15 protein-coding genes and 1 pseudogene are annotated in these 15,675 nt (G+C 69.0%); 9 read left to right on the top strand and 7 right to left on the bottom strand.

Going from position 1 to position 15,675, the window contains the following annotated elements:
• Positions 1-33: 33 nt before the first annotated feature.
• Complete coding sequence (locus DYE23_RS08215; RefSeq protein ID WP_115326966.1) at positions 34-1,008, top strand: NADPH:quinone oxidoreductase family protein; 975 nt, start codon at positions 34-36, stop codon at positions 1,006-1,008.
• Between the two features lie 171 nt (positions 1,009-1,179).
• Positions 1,180-3,810: a helix-turn-helix transcriptional regulator gene (locus tag DYE23_RS08210; protein WP_435404782.1), complete on the top strand. Its 2,631-nt coding sequence runs from the start codon at positions 1,180-1,182 to the stop codon at positions 3,808-3,810.
• Here the strand turns inward: DYE23_RS08210 and DYE23_RS08205 are convergent.
• The 3 genes from DYE23_RS08205 to DYE23_RS08195 are packed head-to-tail and all read right to left on the bottom strand — an operon-like array spanning position 3,807 to position 7,492.
• Positions 3,807-4,589 carry a glucose 1-dehydrogenase gene (locus tag DYE23_RS08205; protein WP_115326965.1) on the bottom strand — a complete coding sequence of 261 codons (783 nt, stop codon included), beginning with the start codon at positions 4,587-4,589 and terminating at the stop codon, positions 3,807-3,809. The two genes, DYE23_RS08210 and DYE23_RS08205, sit on opposite strands and share 4 nt — an antisense overlap.
• Positions 4,586-6,571 carry a flavin-containing monooxygenase gene (locus DYE23_RS08200; RefSeq protein ID WP_115326964.1) on the bottom strand — a complete coding sequence of 662 codons (1,986 nt, stop codon included), beginning with the start codon at positions 6,569-6,571 and terminating at the stop codon, positions 4,586-4,588. Before DYE23_RS08200 ends, DYE23_RS08205 begins: the two co-directional genes overlap by 4 nt.
• Positions 6,572-6,604: 33 nt before the next feature.
• Positions 6,605-7,492: an alpha/beta fold hydrolase gene (locus tag DYE23_RS08195; protein WP_115326963.1), complete on the bottom strand. Its 888-nt coding sequence runs from the start codon at positions 7,490-7,492 to the stop codon at positions 6,605-6,607.
• Positions 7,493-7,572: 80 nt separating this feature from the next.
• On the opposite strand from DYE23_RS08195, the gene DYE23_RS08190 reads away from it, so the two are divergent.
• On the top strand, positions 7,573-8,373 hold the full coding sequence (locus DYE23_RS08190) for an SDR family NAD(P)-dependent oxidoreductase (RefSeq protein ID WP_041788733.1): 801 nt from the start codon (positions 7,573-7,575) through the stop codon (positions 8,371-8,373).
• 3 nt (positions 8,374-8,376) lie between these two features.
• Here the strand turns inward: DYE23_RS08190 and DYE23_RS08185 are convergent, their stop codons facing one another.
• From DYE23_RS08185 to DYE23_RS08175, 3 genes are all read right to left on the bottom strand, one after another.
• Positions 8,377-8,730, bottom strand: coding sequence for a hypothetical protein (locus DYE23_RS08185; protein ID WP_011895352.1), 354 nt, complete (start codon positions 8,728-8,730; stop codon positions 8,377-8,379).
• Between the two features lie 85 nt (positions 8,731-8,815).
• Positions 8,816-9,067, bottom strand: coding sequence for a CDGP domain-containing protein (locus tag DYE23_RS08180; protein ID WP_011895353.1), 252 nt, complete (start codon positions 9,065-9,067; stop codon positions 8,816-8,818).
• Between the two features lie 136 nt (positions 9,068-9,203).
• The gene (locus DYE23_RS08175; protein WP_041788042.1) at positions 9,204-9,743 is read right to left on the bottom strand and encodes a cysteine hydrolase family protein; all 540 of its coding nucleotides are present in this window, start codon (positions 9,741-9,743) and stop codon (positions 9,204-9,206) included.
• A 105-nt stretch (positions 9,744-9,848) separates the two neighbouring features.
• Here DYE23_RS08175 and DYE23_RS32015 point away from each other — a divergent pair.
• From DYE23_RS32015 to DYE23_RS08150, 6 genes and pseudogenes are all read left to right on the top strand, one after another.
• Positions 9,849-10,001, top strand: a pseudogene (locus tag DYE23_RS32015) (4-aminobutyrate--2-oxoglutarate transaminase); the annotation flags it as partial.
• Complete coding sequence (locus tag DYE23_RS30805; protein ID WP_011895355.1) at positions 9,988-10,125, top strand: hypothetical protein; 138 nt, start codon at positions 9,988-9,990, stop codon at positions 10,123-10,125. The pseudogene DYE23_RS32015 and the gene DYE23_RS30805, both read left to right, overlap by 14 nt.
• 33 nt (positions 10,126-10,158) lie before the next feature.
• Positions 10,159-11,367 (top strand): acyl-CoA dehydrogenase family protein, encoded by a 1,209-nt coding sequence (locus tag DYE23_RS08165; protein ID WP_115326962.1) that lies wholly within the window; start codon positions 10,159-10,161, stop codon positions 11,365-11,367.
• Entirely contained in the window at positions 11,364-12,830 is a 1,467-nt protein-coding gene (locus DYE23_RS08160) for an aldehyde dehydrogenase family protein (RefSeq protein ID WP_099961135.1), read from the top strand. Before DYE23_RS08165 ends, DYE23_RS08160 begins: the two co-directional genes overlap by 4 nt.
• The gene (locus DYE23_RS08155; RefSeq protein WP_115326961.1) at positions 12,827-12,952 is read left to right on the top strand and encodes an aldehyde dehydrogenase family protein; all 126 of its coding nucleotides are present in this window, start codon (positions 12,827-12,829) and stop codon (positions 12,950-12,952) included. Before DYE23_RS08160 ends, DYE23_RS08155 begins: the two co-directional genes overlap by 4 nt.
• Before the next feature lie 179 nt (positions 12,953-13,131).
• Entirely contained in the window at positions 13,132-14,223 is a 1,092-nt protein-coding gene (locus DYE23_RS08150) for a GGDEF domain-containing protein (protein WP_013472383.1), read from the top strand.
• Here DYE23_RS08150 and hpnE read toward each other — a convergent pair.
• Positions 14,220-15,584 carry a hydroxysqualene dehydroxylase HpnE gene (gene hpnE, locus DYE23_RS08145; protein ID WP_041788048.1) on the bottom strand — a complete coding sequence of 455 codons (1,365 nt, stop codon included), beginning with the start codon at positions 15,582-15,584 and terminating at the stop codon, positions 14,220-14,222. The two genes, DYE23_RS08150 and hpnE, sit on opposite strands and share 4 nt — an antisense overlap.
• Between the last annotated feature and the right edge of the window lie 91 nt (positions 15,585-15,675).

The raw sequence follows: 15,675 nt of genomic DNA, 5'->3' as shown, positions 1-15,675 counted from the left end.
CGCGACCATCCCAGCGACGTAGCGAGGCCGACCATGCGTGCTATCCAGATTGCCGAGCTCAGCGGACCCGGAGCGGCCAGGCTCGTCGAGATCGACGAGCCTGCCGCCGACGACGCCACGGTGCTCGTCGAGGTCCACGCCGCCGGGGTCGCGTTCCCCGACGCGCTGCAGTCCCGCGGGCTTTACCAATACAAACCGGAGATGCCCTACACGCCGGGCGCGGAGGTCGCCGGCGTGGTGCGCAGCGCGCCCGCAGGGGCTCATGTCAAGGCCGGTGACCGTGTCGCCGGACTGACGATGCTGTGCGGAGCGATGGCCGAAGTCGTTGCGCTGCAACCGGAACGGGTGTTCGCTCTGCCGGACTCGGTATCGTTCGAGGCGGGTGCCGGGATTCTGTTCAACGATCTGACCGTGCAGTTCGCGCTGCGGACCCGGGGCCGACTGGCGGCGGGAGAGACGGTGCTCGTGCACGGCGCTGCCGGCGGCATCGGAACCTCGACGCTGCGACTGGCTCCCGCGTTCGGCGCATCCCGCACCATCGCGGTCGTCAGCGCCGAGGAGAAGGCCGACGTCGCCCGGGCCGCCGGTGCGACGGACGTGGTGCTGGCCGACGGGTTCAAGGACGCGGTCAAGGAACTGACCGGCGGCAGGGGCGTCGACATCGTGGTCGACCCTGTCGGAGGTGACAGGTTCACCGATTCCCTGCGCTCCCTGGCCCCCGGCGGCCGTCTGCTGGTGGTCGGGTTCACCGGAGGTGACATCCCGACGGTGAAGGTCAACCGGTTGCTGCTCAACAACGTCGACGCCGTCGGGGTCGGCTGGGGCGCCTGGACGATGACCCACCCCGGATACCTGCAGGAGCAGTGGGCCGAGCTGGAACCGCTGCTGGCATCGGGAACGGTGCCGGCACCGGAACCCGTCGTGTATCCGCTGGAGCGCGCCGCGGAAGCGATCGCATCGCTGGAAGACCGTTCGGCCCGCGGCAAAGTGGTCGTCGCGGTCCGCTGAGTACGCGAAGCCGATGCGCGCGGCTTTGCCCGCTGCGATGATGAACGCCATGTCCGACGCTAGCCCGCAAGCCGCCGACGATCCGCAGGTTGCTGGCTTCCTGTCCGCGGCGACCTCCGCCCCGACCGGTCTGATCATCGAGGGCGACGCGGGCATCGGCAAGACCACGCTGTGGCGTCGCTGCTGCAGACCGCCCGCACACGCGGCTTCCAGGTGCTCACCGCGCGCGTGGGACAGGCCGAATCGGTGATGGCGTTCGCCGCGTTGGCCGATCTGCTGGGGGCGGTCTCCGACGAGCACTTCGCGGCGCTGCCGCCGCTGCAGCGTCTCGCGCTGGACCGGGTGCTGCTGCGCGCCGGCGCCGACGGGCCGGCCACCGACCAACGGGTGGTCGCGGCAGGCTTCGTCTCCCTCCTGCACATCCTCGCCGCCGATGCCCCGGTGCTCATCGCGATCGACGACGTGCAGTGGCTCGACGCGTCCAGTCGCACCGCGATCGAGTTCGCGGTACGACGCCTCAAGGGCGCGTTCGGTGTCGTAGTGACCGAGCGATGCGTGCCTGGCGACGGGACGACCGCCGGCTGGCTCACGCTCGAACGTCCGGACGGACTCATCCGGGTGTCGGTCCCTCCGATGGATGCCGGCCGGCTGCACGCATTGATCTCCCAGCGGCTGGGACGCACCCTCACCCGCCCGGTCGTCCTGCGTATCGCCGAGATGTCGGGCGGTAACCCGTTCTATGCCCTGGAACTGGCGCACACCCACGTGAACTCCGGTGACAGCCCGCCCGCGGCGGAACCTCCGCTGCCGGCCACCCTCGCCGACGTCGTGCGCCGCAGGGTAGGTCTGCTCGACGACGCGACCCGCACCCTGCTGCTGGGCGTCGCGTGCGTGGCCGATCCGACCGTCGAGCTCCTGGCCCGTGCCCACGGGGCGAGCACCGACGAGATCACCGCCGGTCTGGAGCGTGCCGAGGCGGCGGGCATCGTCGTTCTCGAGGGCAACCGCGTCCGGTTCACCCACCCGCTGTTGGCCGGTGGCGTCTACACCGACGCGGGACCGACCGCGCGCCGGGCCATGCACCGCGCGATCGCGTCGGTCGAGAGCCACCCCGAGCTGCGGGCGCGACACCTCGCGCTGGCCGCATCCAGCGGGGACGACGAGATCTTCGCCGCACTCGACCAGGCGGCCGATTCCGCCCGCGCCCGCGGCGCGCCCGCTGCCGCCGCCGAACTGATGGATCTGGCGCTCGGTCTCGGCGCCCACGATCCGATGCGCAGGTTGAAGGCCGCCGAGAACCACTTCCTCGCCGGCGACACCGCCAAGGCCGCCGCCGCTCTCGGCGAGGTCGGCTCCATCGAACCTCCGATCCTGCGGGCGATGGCGACCAGCCTGCTCGCCACTGTGCGGATGTACGACAACGAGCACCGACAGGCGGTGGATCTCCTGCGCAGCGCGCTCGACGACGCCGCGGACAACGTGCCCGTGCAGGTCCAGGTTCTGCTGCGACTGTCGTTCGCGCTCAACAGCATCGGCGAGCTCGACGATGCGCGCCGCTATGCGCGCGACGCCGTGAAGCTGGCCGAGGAACTCGGCTTCCCGGGAGCCACCAGTGCCGCGCTGGCCTGGGCGGTCCACGTCGACTTCCAGTGTGGACGCGGCCTGGACGAGACAGCGCTGGCGCGGGCGATGAAGCTCTACGACAGCACCTTCGACGTGCCGATCATCTTCCGCGCCCCGTTCGTGCATGCCCTCGCCATGTCCTGGACGGGGCGACTCGAGCAGGCGCACCAGGAGTTGACCGCCGTACGCGGGGTCTGCCTGGAACGGGGCGCCGAGAGCGACATGATGGCGATCGCCGGATTCCTGGCGATCAACCATCTGTGGCGCGGTCAGATCGCCGACGCCGAGGCCGAGGCCGCCGAAGCGGTGGAACGTGCCGAACAACTGGGCGGCGACGACGTTCTGATCATCCCGATGACGGTGCGGGGTGCCATCGCCGCGTACGCGGGCCGGGTCGACGATGCCCGCGCCGATGCGCGATGGGTTCTCGCGGCGGTCCGCAACCGCAAGGCGTCCCACATCGCCGACTGGCCGGGAATGACGTTGTGCTTCCTGGAGGAGTCTCTGGGCAATCACCGCGAAGCCCTTGCAGCGCTCGATAATTCGTTCATCACCGCCGGACCGCCGACCACCGAGCTGATGTACGCGTGGCACCTGCCCGACGCGATCGAGGCGATGGTCGGGGTGGGACGGCTCGACGATGCCGAGATCCTGACCGCGGCCCTGGAGCGCAACGGCGTCGAACACGACCGGCGCTGGATGAGAGCAGTGGGTGCACGGTGCCGGGCCATGCTGCTCGCGGCGCACGGTGATGTCGCCGCCGCCGAACAGATGGCACACCGCGCGATCAGCGAGCACGACCACCTCCCGATGCCGTTCGAGCGCGCGAGGACCCGGTTGCTGCTCGGCCAGCTTCAGCGGCGGCTCCGGCAGAAGGCCACGGCGGCAAAGAATCTGACCGATGCGCTGCACACCTTCGAGCAGCTCGGCACACCGCTGTGGGCACAGCGGGCGCGCTCGGAGCTCGCGCGCGCGGTCGTGGCGCCGGCCGAGGGGCTGACGCCGTCGGAGCAGAAGGTCGCGGAGATGGCGGCGGCGGGTGCGACCAACAAGGACATCGCGGCGGCGATGTTCATCAGCAGCAAGACCGTCGAGCACAACCTGACCAGGATCTACCGCAAGCTCGGGATCAGCTCCCGCGCCGAGCTGGGCCGGCGGATGGATCAGCCCGGCCTCTAGGTGATCCACTCCGGCTGCTGATCGACGTCGACGGCCGAGAAGTCCTTGTGGGCCAGGCCTGCGAGAGTGCCTCCGTCGACCACGAATTCGGCGCCCGTCGAGTAGCTGGACTCGTCACTGGCCAGGTACACCACGAGGTTGCTGACCTCGTGGGGCTGGGCGATGCGGCCGAGAGCCGACTGGAAGATGTCCTCGGGCACCCAGTCGGCCATCGGTGTCTTCACCAGACCGGGATGCACCGAGTTGACCCGGATGCCGAAGGGACCCAACTCCAGTGCGGTCGACTTGGTGAGGCCGCGTACCGCGAACTTCGTCGCGGTGTAGCCGTGGCATCCGACCGTGCCCGCCATCCCCTCGATCGACGCGATGTTGATGATGGAACCCCGGCCGGCGGCCTTCATCGCCGGTGTGGCGGCACGGATTCCGAGGAACACACCGGTGAGGTTCACGTCGAGGATGCGGTGCCACTCCGAGAGCTCGTAGTCCTCCACGGTGCCGATGTTGAGGATGCCGGCGTTGTTGACGAGCACATCGAGGCCCCCGAAGTCGGCGACCGCGGCCGCCACGGCCCGGTCCCAGTCGTCCGGACTGGTGACGTCGAGGTGGACGTACCGCGCGGCGTCGCCCAGTTCGGCGGCGACCGCCTCACCGTCGGAGTCGAGGATGTCGCCGCACACCACCCTGGCTCCGTGTCCGGCCATCACCCTCGCGTGCGATGCTCCCATGCCCCTGGCGGCGCCGCTGATCAGCGCGACCTTTCCTGCCAACCGTCCGGTCATGAAACCTCCTGGGGTGCAGCTGTTTCCAGCTGATAGTCGGCGGGGTCGGGGTAGCGTGTCCACTTCCAGTAGTCCGCGATCCGCCACGCGAACAGCGTCGGCAGCTCCCCGGTCGAGTTCTTGTAGTAGCTGCTGGTCACCGCGGGGTGGGCGTAGACCATCGTCTGCAGCCGCTGCTGGCTGCGGCGGTCGTAGTCACGGCACACCTCGGCGCGCGGCTCGGCGGCCGCGGCGCCGGACGCGATGATCATGTCGATGCAGCCGAGGATGTAGCGCATCTGGCATTCGGAGTTGTAGATGAGGCTCGCACCGTTGACCGCGTTGGTGCCGGGCCCGAACATGCAGTAGAAGTTCGGAAATCCGGTCACGGTCATCCCGAGGTAGGCATAGGCGGCGTCGCCCCACACCTCGTTGAGGCTCAGCCCGTCCCGGCCGCGGATGTCGATCGGCCCGAGCTGGTGGTTGACGTCGAAACCGGTGGCCCACACCAGCACATCGGCGCGCCGGTGCACCCCGTGGACGTCGGTGACACCGTCTGCGGTGATGGCCGCGATGCCGTCGTTGATCAGTTCGACGTCGTCGCGCTGCAGGGTCCGCAGCCAGGTGCCGTCGTCCTGGAGTGTGCGCTTGCCCATCGGCGGATACTTCGGCGTCACCTTGGCGAGCAGGTCCTCGTCGTCGGTGAAGGCCTGCATCCACGCGATGAACATGTCCCGGATCATCTGGTTGCCCGCGCTGACCGACAATCCCCCGGTGTCCCAGTCGGGGTCGATGGTGATCTGCTCGTCGAGCGCGTCGGCGATCGGCCACCAGGACACGAAACGCAGCCAGCGACCGTAGTACGGCAGGTGTCGGGTCGCCCACCGTGCGCCGTCGCTCACCGCCTCGTGGTAGTGCACGTTGGGCGCCATCCACTGCGGGGTGCGCTGATACACGTCGACGTGCGCAGCGGTGCCGGCGATCGCCGGTACCAGCTGAAATCCACTGGCGCCCGCGCCGATCACCGCCACCCGTCGACCCGTCAGGTCCACCGTGTCGTCCCAGTCCGCGGTGTGACACGTCGGTCCCTCGAAGGTGTCGGCGCCGTCGATGTCGGGGATGACGGGGTTGCTGAACTGCCCCACCGCGCAGATCAACGCGCGCGCCGTCAACTCCTCGACGGCTCCCCCGCCGGTGCGGACACGAACCCTCCAGGTGGCCGACGACTCGTCCCACCGCGCGCCGACGACCTCGGTGTCGAAGCGGACATGATCGGCGATGCCGTGACGGTCCATGACGTCGCGCAGATACCGCAGGATCTCCGGTTGCGTGGCGTAGTGGTGTTCCCAGTGATCGGTCGGCTCAAAGGAATACGTGTAGTACTGGCTGGCGATGTCGACACGGCAACCGGGATAGCGGTTCGCCAGCCACGTGCCGCCGACCCCGGACTGCTTCTCGACGATGGTGAACGGCAGGCCCGCGGCCTTGAGCTTGATGCCGGCGAGCAGACCCGCTTCCCCGCACCCGATCACGAGCACCGGGAAGTCGGCGCGCTGTCGGGCGGTCGAGGCGAGCGGCGGGCCGTTCTGATCGGCGTCGGTGACCCGGAGGTCGGCGGCGATGTACTCGATGAGCTCGCTTCCGACCTGGCCGCCGGTGATCACGTCGAGCATGACCCGGAGTTGGTGCTCATCGGGCACGAACGGAGGCGGACACCCCCTGTCGCGGTACTCGCGCGCCACCTCGAAAGCCTTGTCGCGCACCACCTGCTTGTCGGGTTCGCTCATCCCGCCCTGGAGGTCCATCGCGATCAGCATGTACGGCCGGGGCAGTCGGTCGAGGATCCCCGGATCGCCGGTCATGTGCACCATCGACATCAGCAGGGCGGGGACGCTGGCGTCGTCGATCGCCGCCCGCAGCACCTCGTCGTCATCGTCGAACGGCAGTCCGGTCAACGCCGTCAGCTCGGGGCTGCGCACGTGCTCGCCGGTCAGGAAAGGCACGGACCGACCATACGCGTGACGATCAGTGGATGGTCATGGTTTCGCAACTTCGCGTCGCGTAAGGAAGCTGAGGACCGCGTTGGCGAACAGATCGTTGCGGTCCCCGGCGACCATGTGCCCGGCACCGTCGACGTCGACGAAATCGATCTGCGGGAATCGGGACAGGAAGGCCGCCGCGCGGTCACGGCTGACGAGGTCGCTGACCTGGCCGCGCACCAACAGCACGGGCACGCCGTCGTCGACGATCCGGCCGACGGCCGCGTGCAGCCGGTCGATGTCGGTCACCTCCATCGGAGGGTGCGGCGCGGTGCCGTCGATGAACCGGGGGTCCCAGTGCCAGTACCAGCGCCCCCCTTTGTGCCGCAGGTTCTTTCGCAGACCGTCGAGGTCTGTCGGCTTCGGCCGGTGCGGGTTGTACTCGGCGATCATGTCGGCGACCTCGTCGAGAGAGGCGAAACCGTCGACCATCTTGTCGGCCATGAACGCATGGATGCGTTCGGCGCCCGTCGGGTCCATGTCGGGCACGATGTCGACCAGCACCACCGCCGAGGCGATGCCCCGCGCCAATTCGCCGGCCAGCAGCATCGCGGTGATCCCGCCCAGGGAGGCGCCGACGAGCACCGGTCGCGGAGGCAGTTGCGCGAGGATCTCGCGCACGTCGGCGGCGAAGCTCGCGACGCGGTAGTCGCCGTCGGGCGACCAGTCCGACTCACCGTGGCCGCGCATGTCGACGGTGACGGACTGCCAGCCGCGCTGAGCCACCGCCGCGGCGGCCCTGTCCCACGACCGTCGCGTCTGCCCACCGCCGTGCAGGAAGACGACCGCGCGTGCGGCGGGCTCGCCCCGCCGGTCGGCGGCGATGACGATGCCGCCGTGCCCGTCGGTCAGAAAGGGCTCCGGCGCCCCGAGCGTTTCCGTCATCTCGCAGATGGTAGGCCGACCGCAGCGGGTATTCGGCGGACTCGACCGATGACACGGGTGTGTGGGCCATACTGTGGCGCGTGGTGAAAGGTCTTGCAGGCAAGGGCGTCCTGGTGACCGGCGCGGCGTCGGGAATCGGGCTGGCCACCGTGCGCCGCCTGCTCGAGGAGGGCGCCGCGGTCGTCGGCATGGATGTCTGCACCGAGGCTCCCGCCGACGTACCGGGCGATTTCACCTATCACCGGGGTGATGTGCTCGATGCCGCGGCGGTCGGGCGTGCGGTCACCGCCGTGGTCGAACGAACCGGCCGTCTCGACGGGGTCGTGCACTCCGCCGGTGTGGGCGGCGGAGGGCCGATCCATCTGCTGCCCGACGACGAATGGGACCGGGTCGTCGACGTCAACCTCAAGGGCACGTTCGTGGTGCTGCGCGCGGCGCTCGCCCAGATGACGACCCAGGACCGCGTCACCGGAGAACGGGGGTCGATCGTCACGCTCTCCAGTGTGGAGGGGTTGGAGGGCACGGCCGGCGGCAGCGCCTACAACGCGTCCAAGGGCGGCGTGGTGCTGCTGACGAAGAACGCGGCGATCGACTACGGCCCCAGCGGAATCCGGATCAACGCGATCTGCCCGGGCTTCATCGAGACGCCCCTGTTCGACTCGGTGATGGGCCTACCCGGGATGGAGGGTCCGCGCGACGGTCTGCGGCACGAGCACAAGCTCCGACGGTTCGGCCGCCCCGAGGAAGTCGCCTCGGTGGCAACGTTTCTTGTGTCAGCCGAGGCCAGTTTCGTCAGCGGGCAGGCCATCGCCGTGGACGGCGGGTACACCGCGGGCCGGGATCATCACGTGACCGAACTGCTCGGTCTGGGAGAGCAGTAGCTCTCACCACAGGACGGCGATGGCGGCGGCGGTGAAGGCCAGGGCGCCGACGCTGTAGAACAGCGGGCGCGCCACGTCCTGGCCGGTTTTGCGCTGACGCGCGTTGCTCATGCCGAGCACTCCGCCGAGGACCACCAGGATGACGAGCTTGATCCCGATCTTCGGATAGTTGAGCTCGATGCCGGCGGGCCAGGGCGCCGCCAGCGCGAGGCCGGTCAGCAACGAGACCAGCACGCCGTAATCCATCAACCGGGTTGTCCGAAAGCGACGCGCCGCAGCTTCGGCCGCCCAGGCTCCGAAGATGACGGCGAAGCCGACGATGTGCAGCAGAACAACTACAGACCGTAGTACTTCCATGCCGTGAGGTTACCGCACCCGCCACGCGATCCGACGCCGATTTTCGGACACGCGCGGCACGGATTCGGCCACCCGCCCGCGGCCGCTACACCGGCGGCGTGCCGGCGGGCACCTGATAGCAGTTGGTGCCACCCAGGCCGAAGACATAGACGGTGTCGCAGCGGGTGAACGAACCGTCGGGCGCCGGCGGCGAGTCGCACCGGCCACCCCCGTGGCCCGCGATCACCGTGCTCGGCCCCGTGCACGGTTGTGCCGCGGCGGACCCCGCACCCACGAGTCCCGCGGCGGGGAGAACTGCCGCCGCGCCGATACCGAGAAGCAGTTTCGTGTTCTTCATTTCTCGCTCCTTCCCGCGTCCGCGCAGGGCGGACGCCACCCTGGGAGGCCACGCGAAGCGGCGTCGACACGCACCGGCCTCCGGTGTATCCGGTGTACCCGGATCCGGGCGACAACCACCGCCGGCGGCCGACTCGTCAGGGCAGGCTGGCGGTGGACTCGGGCAGCTCGGCCTTCATGTTGCGCTCCATCATCTCCAGCGCCGCCGTGCCGAGCTTGTCGTCGATGTGGGCGACCGTATCCGGCGGCACCACGACGTCGTAGTGCCGCACGTACCCGTCCAACGCCGTGTAGAGCACGCACTGCTCGGTGACCTGACCGGTCAGGATGATGCGACGGGTATCGAGGCGGGTGAGCAGGTAGTCCAGCGAGGTGGCGTAGAACGCGCTGTGCCGGACCTTGGTGAGGAAGCGTGCCTCGGGCCCGGGAACCAGCGGGCGCACCAGTTCGGGTCGGGCACCGTTGACGGCGGCCTCGACGATGTCGGACGGCTCGGCGGCGAAATCGCCGTAGTTGTCGTTGACGTAGACCACGGCGACGTCGTCACGCTCGTTGCTGCGCCGGATCAGCTCGGTGAGGGGGTCGACGATCGCCGCGACGTTGTCGGCGAGCGGTTCTGCGTCGGGATGGTCGTAGGTGTTGAACATGTCGATCACCAGAAGCGCGGTCTCACTCATGGCGCTACTGATATCCACGCTGCGGCTCCTTAACCCACCTTGTGATCGCCGGTCCCTACAAGGACGGGATACCGGTTGTCCCCGCTGGACATGGGCGCTGCCGGCCGGGTCGCGACCGGGCGCGACGCCGTCGTGGTGTTCGACCACGCCTTCCACGGCCGGTCGCTGCTGACCATGACCATGACGGCCAAGAACCAGCCCTACAAGCACGGCGTCGGGCCGTTCGGGGGTTCGCGGGTGCGGTGTGCTGACGCTCACCGCGGGTACTTTCGGCAATGTGCTGCGCTTCCTGCCCCCGCTGTCGATCTCCGATGAGCTGCTCACCGAAGCCTTCGACGTCCTCCGCGACGGATTCGCGTCGCTGAAACCACGCCGCGTGTAACCACGCCGCTTGTAACCATCAGGAGTAGACCTCATGTCGACCACCACCGCCCCCGCCACGAAGGCCGTCTACGCACCGCTGGAGCTGTTCGACACGGCGCGGCTGCTCGATCAGGACGAACGCGAGATCGCCGCCACAGTACGCAAATTCGTCGAAAGCGAACTGAAGCCGAACGTCGAGGACTGGTTCGAGTCGGCCACCCTGCCCAAAGAGCTCGGGAAGCGGTTCGGCGAGTTGGGCCTGCTGGGCATGCACCTGCAGGGCTACGGCTGCGCGGGCACCAACGCGGTCAGCTACGGGCTGGCGTGCATGGAGCTCGAGGCCGGCGACAGCGGGTTCCGCAGCTTCGTCTCGGTGCAGGGGTCGCTGTCGATGTTCTCCATCCACCGGTACGGGTCCGAGGAGCAGAAGAACGAATGGCTGCCCCGACTGGCCTCCGGCGACGCGATCGGCTGCTTCGGCCTGACCGAACCCGACTTCGGGTCGAACCCGGCAGGCATGCGGACCCGGGCCAAGCGCGACGGCTCAGGGGAAAACACAGACTGGATCCTCAACGGCACCAAGATGTGGATCACCAACGGCAACCTGGCCGACGTCGCGACGGTGTGGGCGCAGACCGACGAGGGCATTCGGGGTTTCCTGGTGCCCACCGACACACCGGGTTTCACCGCCAACGCCATCCATCGCAAGCTCTCGCTGCGGGCATCGATCACCTCGGAGCTGGTGCTCGACAACGTTCGGCTGCCCGCGTCGGCGCAGCTGCCGGAGGCGGTCGGGTTGAGCGCCCCACTGTCGTGCCTCAACGAGGCGCGGTTCGGCATCGTGTTCGGCGCGCTGGGCGCCGCGCGCGACAGCCTCGAGACGACGATCGCCTACACCCAGACCCGCGAGGTGTTCGACCGTCCGCTGGCCGGCTATCAGCTGACGCAGGAGAAGCTCGCGAACATGACCGTCGAGCTCGGCAAGGGCATGCTGCTGGCCATCCACCTCGGCCGCATCAAGGACGCCGAGGGGGTCCGTCCGGAACAGGTCAGCCTCGGCAAGCTCAACAACGTGCGGGAGGCCATCGCTATCGCCCGGGAGTGCCGAACCTTGTTGGGCGGCAGCGGGATCACGCTGGAGTACTCGCCGCTGCGCCACGCCAACAACCTGGAGTCGGTACTGACCTACGAGGGCACCTCGGAGATGCACCTGCTCTCCATCGGGAAGGCGCTGACCGGCCACGCGGCGTTCCGCGCATGAGCGCACCGGCGCCGGTCCGGCATCTGATCGCCGGCCAATGGCGGCCCGGCCACGGTGAGGCGCTGCGCAGCGTCAACCCGGCGCACCCCGCCGTCGTGGTCGCCGAAGGATCCGCCGCGGTCGCCGCGGACGTCGACACCGCCGTCGGCGCGGCCGCCGCCGCCGCGCGGCCATGGGCTGCGCTGGGCGTGCACCAACGCGGCGCGATGCTGTCGGCCGCCGCGCAGATCGTCGAGCGCAACGCCGAACCGTGGGGCCACGAGCTCGCCACCGAGGAGGGTAAGACGCGCGCGGAGGGCATCGGCGAGGTCCGCCGCGCCGCGCAGATCCTGCGCTACTACGGCGCCGAAGGTGACCGGCAGGCCGGCGAGATCTACGCATCGCCCCGCGCCGGGGAGCAGATCCTGGTCACCCGCAAGCCGCTCGGTGTCGTCGGGGTGATCACGCCGTTCAACTTCCCGATCGCGATCCCGGCGTGGAAGATCGCGCCCGCGCTGGCCTACGGCAACGCCGTGGTGTGGAAGCCGGCGAGCACCGTCCCGCTGCTGGCGATCAGGCTGGCCGAGGCGCTCACCGAGGCGGGGCTGCCGCCAGGAGTGCTGAACCTCGTGATCGGAGGCGTCGACATCGGCGACGCCCTGGTGAATCACCCAGGGGTGGACGGGATCACGTTCACCGGTTCGACAGCGGTCGGCCGCCGGATCGCGGCGGCCGCCGCGGCACGCGGGGTGCCGGCGCAGGCCGAGATGGGCGGCAAGAACGCGGCCGTGGTGCTCGACGACGCCGACCTCGACCTCGCCGTCGAGCAGGTGATGCTGGGCGCGTTCCGGTCCACCGGCCAGAAATGCACCGCCACGTCACGGTTGATCGTCACCGCCGGGATCGCCGACGCGTTCTGCGACGCACTGCTGGCGCAGGCGCGGGCGCTGCGGGTGGGCGACCCGGTCGACGACGCGACCCAGATGGGTCCCGTGGTCAGCGATCTCGCGCAGCGGTCGATCACCGCGGGCATCGACACCGCGCTGGCCCAGGGCGCGACGGCGCTGGCCGGCGGACAGCCCTACGCGGACGGTCCTCTGGCCGACGGGTTCTTCGTCGCGCCGACGGTTCTTCAGCTCGGTACCTCACCGGGCGACGTGTGGACCGACGAACTGTTCGGCCCTGTGCTGGCCATCCGCCGTGCCGCCGATGCCGAGGAAGCGTTCACACTGGCCAACGACGGCGAATTCGGGCTCTCGGCAGCGGTGTTCACCCAGGACATGACACGCGCCCTGGAGGCGGTGGAGCGCATCGACGTCGGGGTGCTGCACGTCAACTCCGAGTCCGCCGGCGCCGACCCCCACGTGCCGTTCGGCGGTGCGAAGAAGAGCGGGTTGGGCCCCAAGGAGCAGGGCGGCGCCGCGCGGGAGTTCTTCACCCACACCACCACGGTGTATCTGCGCGGTGGGAGACCAGGGGCGTGACCGGCGCGCTCGATCGCGACATCCCCTTCGGTGGGGTGAAGCGGTCGGGCTTCGGGCGTGAGCTGGGAGCGCTCGGGATCGACGAGTTCGTCAACAAGCAGGTCTACGTCGTCGCGGACTGAGCGCGCACGACGCAGGGGGCCGAAACGCTCCCCGGCCGGGTCTTTCCCGCCATGGACGAGGAAGAAGACGGACAACGGAGTCGGAAACATCCGTGTTCGCCATGACGTGCGGATCGGTTGCGGTGTACCTTTGCTGAACATCCGTCGAGAAACGGCGGCCGGTGTTTGTGGAGTTGCGCATGAGTGCCTCAGCTGTCACCTCACCCGTGGAGGGCCGGGTCACCGACACGCCGGACGCCGAGTACGTCCGGGGAATGGCTCGACTGCTGCAAGCGGTCCAGGAACTGTCGCTGGCGCGCAGCCTGCCCGAGATCCAGCGGATCGTCCGGACCGCGGCGCGCGAACTCACCGGCTGCGACGGCGCCACCTTCGTGCTCCGGGACAACGGCAAGTGCTACTACGCCGACGAGGACGCGATCGCGCCCCTGTGGAAGGGCAGCCGCTTTCCGATGGAGATCTGCATCAGCGGCTGGGCGATGCTCAACCGCGAGGCTGCGATCATCCCCGACATCTACCTGGACGGCCGCATCCCCCACGAGGCCTACCGCCCGACCTTCGTCAAGAGCCTGGTGATGGCGCCGATCCGCAAGCTCGACCCCGTCGGAGCGATCGGGAACTACTGGGCTCAGGAGCGTCAGCCCACCCCCCGCGAGGTGTCGCTATTGCAGGCGCTGGCCGACGCGACGTCGATCGCGATGGAGAACGTGCAGATCTACGCCGAACTCGAACAGCGTGTCCGCGACCGGACCGCGGCGCTGGAACAGGCCAACGAGGAGATCCGTCAGCTCTCCCTCACCGATGACCTGACCGGGCTCAACAACCGCCGTGGTTTCCGCCTGCTGGCAGAGGCTGCGCTCCTGGCCGCACGCACCCACGGTCACGACTGTGCGCTGGCATTCCTCGACGTGGACGGACTCAAGCGGGTCAACGACGGCATCGGACACGACGCGGGCGACAGCCTCATCGTCGACGTCGCCCGGGTGCTGCGCGAGACCCTCGGACCGTCCGCGATCGTCGCGCGCCTCGGCGGTGACGAGTTCTGCACGCTGGTTCCCGAATACAGCGACGGCGCCGCAGCATTGACGGCGCGGGTGCAGGATGCGTTCCGTCGGTTCGACGCCCGCAGTTCCAGGCCCTACCAGGTGATGATCAGTGTCGGGGTGGTGGAGATCCCGCCCACCGATGTCAGCCCGCTCGAGGACCTGCTGTCGCGCGCCGACGAGCTGATGTACGCGCAGAAGAAAGCCAAGTCCTGCGCAGAGATCGCCTAGCCCGAGCCGCCCAGCTCGGCATGCACCAGATCGACGGCGTGCGAGGCACTTTGCGCCGCGCCCTCCATCGTGGTCGGCCAGTCGTTGTGGGTCCAGTCGCCGGCGAGCGCGAGGTTCGGCAGCGCTGTCCGGTTCTGCGGACGAATCGTCGACATCCCCACCCGTGACGAGAACGTCGCTCTGGGCCACGGCACGACCGTGACGTCGAGGACCTCGGCGTCGGCCGCGGCCGGGTAGCTGTCCCGCAGCGCCCGCACCAGACGGTCGGCGACCTCGGAGTTCTTCAAGGGCATGAGGTCATAGGCGGCGCAGGTGGTCAGCGCGTACAGGTGGTTGCCGTCGTCGCGGGGACCGTGCATCCGGTCGCGGTCGAATACCCAGCCGATATCGCTGTCCAGCAACGACTCCCACGGAGCGACCGTACCCAGAGGCCGGTCGAGCAGAACATAGGCGTTCATGATCGGAATGGGTTCGAGCTTCTTGGCCGACAGACGCGCGTCCTCCGAACTCGGCACGTCGTCGAGGAGGGAACGCAGATTCCACGACGGGACGGCGAGCACCACCGCATCGGCCGCCACGGTCGCACCGTCACTCAGCGTGACCCCGGTCGCCCGGCCGGCATCCGTGGTCACCGTGACCGCGCGGGTGCGCAACCGCACATCCACCCCACGTTCGGCCATCACGCGCCGAGCGCCGTCGAGGTAGAGCGTGTCGAGATCCACTGTCGGATAACCGATCCGCACCGCACTGCCGCCGAAGCTCCGCACCCGGTCGGCGCCGGTGCGCAACAGCGCGGCGAACGCGTGGGCAGATGCGAGGTGCGGCTGTTCATTGAGCAGACCGATCACCATCGAGTTCAGCACGACGCGGCGGACCTCCGGGGGGAAGCCGACGCGGTCGAACCACTCGTCGACGGTGATGTCGTCGAGCGAGTCGTCGAATCTGATCACGTCGCGCATCAGACGTGCCCACGCCGGGGACGCACGCAGCAGAGTCGGAAGTCCCAGACCGCGCACCCTTCCGAGCATCATCCGGCGCAGATTCGCGAGCCGAAGGCCGAACTTCTCGGCGTGCCCTCCCGGGTACCTCACCCCGAACTGATCGGGAAACTCCAGAAGATGGCGGGTGCCAATGGAATCGAGGTAGCGGAAGATGTTCTCGTACGAGCCGGCGAACACGTGCTGACCGTTCTCGATCGCATCACCGTGGCCGGAGGTCAGCCCGATGGTGCGTCCCCCGAGAGAGCCGTTGCTCTCCAGCAGGGTCACGCGGTAGCCGAGTTCGGCGAGCCACACGGTCGACGCGAGGCCTGCGAGACCCCCGCCGACGACCACGACGTGCTGGGAAGAAGACGGGTGCATGACCCGAATCGTAGAGGGCATTGCCTGAGACCGCCGCCGCGGATACGTTACTGGTCGTAGCGTATTGCGCCCGCAACATCCGACGGCTACG

It is taken from the genome of Mycolicibacterium gilvum (genome assembly GCF_900454025.1).
Lineage (GTDB): Bacteria > Actinomycetota > Actinomycetes > Mycobacteriales > Mycobacteriaceae > Mycobacterium > Mycobacterium gilvum.
The sequence above is the reverse complement of the archived record's forward strand: the minus strand, read 5'-3'. Positions and strand labels throughout refer to the sequence as shown.

Bases quoted from the DNA above. Each gene is read 5' to 3' on its own strand.
- DYE23_RS08215 (WP_115326966.1), top strand. From the start codon at position 34: ATGCGTGCTATCCAGATTGCCGAGCTCAGCGGACCCGGAGCGGCCAGG.
- DYE23_RS08205 (WP_115326965.1), bottom strand. From the start codon at position 4,589: ATGACCGGACGGTTGGCAGGAAAGGTCGCGCTGATCAGCGGCGCCGCC.
- DYE23_RS08195 (WP_115326963.1), bottom strand. From the start codon at position 7,492: ATGACGGAAACGCTCGGGGCGCCGGAGCCCTTTCTGACCGACGGGCAC.
- DYE23_RS08185 (WP_011895352.1), bottom strand. From the start codon at position 8,730: ATGGAAGTACTACGGTCTGTAGTTGTTCTGCTGCACATCGTCGGCTTC.
- DYE23_RS08180 (WP_011895353.1), bottom strand. From the start codon at position 9,067: ATGAAGAACACGAAACTGCTTCTCGGTATCGGCGCGGCGGCAGTTCTC.
- DYE23_RS08175 (WP_041788042.1), bottom strand. From the start codon at position 9,743: ATGAGTGAGACCGCGCTTCTGGTGATCGACATGTTCAACACCTACGAC.
- DYE23_RS08165 (WP_115326962.1), top strand. From the start codon at position 10,159: ATGTCGACCACCACCGCCCCCGCCACGAAGGCCGTCTACGCACCGCTG.
- DYE23_RS08160 (WP_099961135.1), top strand. From the start codon at position 11,364: ATGAGCGCACCGGCGCCGGTCCGGCATCTGATCGCCGGCCAATGGCGG.
- DYE23_RS08150 (WP_013472383.1), top strand. From the start codon at position 13,132: ATGAGTGCCTCAGCTGTCACCTCACCCGTGGAGGGCCGGGTCACCGAC.
- hpnE (WP_041788048.1), bottom strand. From the start codon at position 15,584: ATGCACCCGTCTTCTTCCCAGCACGTCGTGGTCGTCGGCGGGGGTCTC.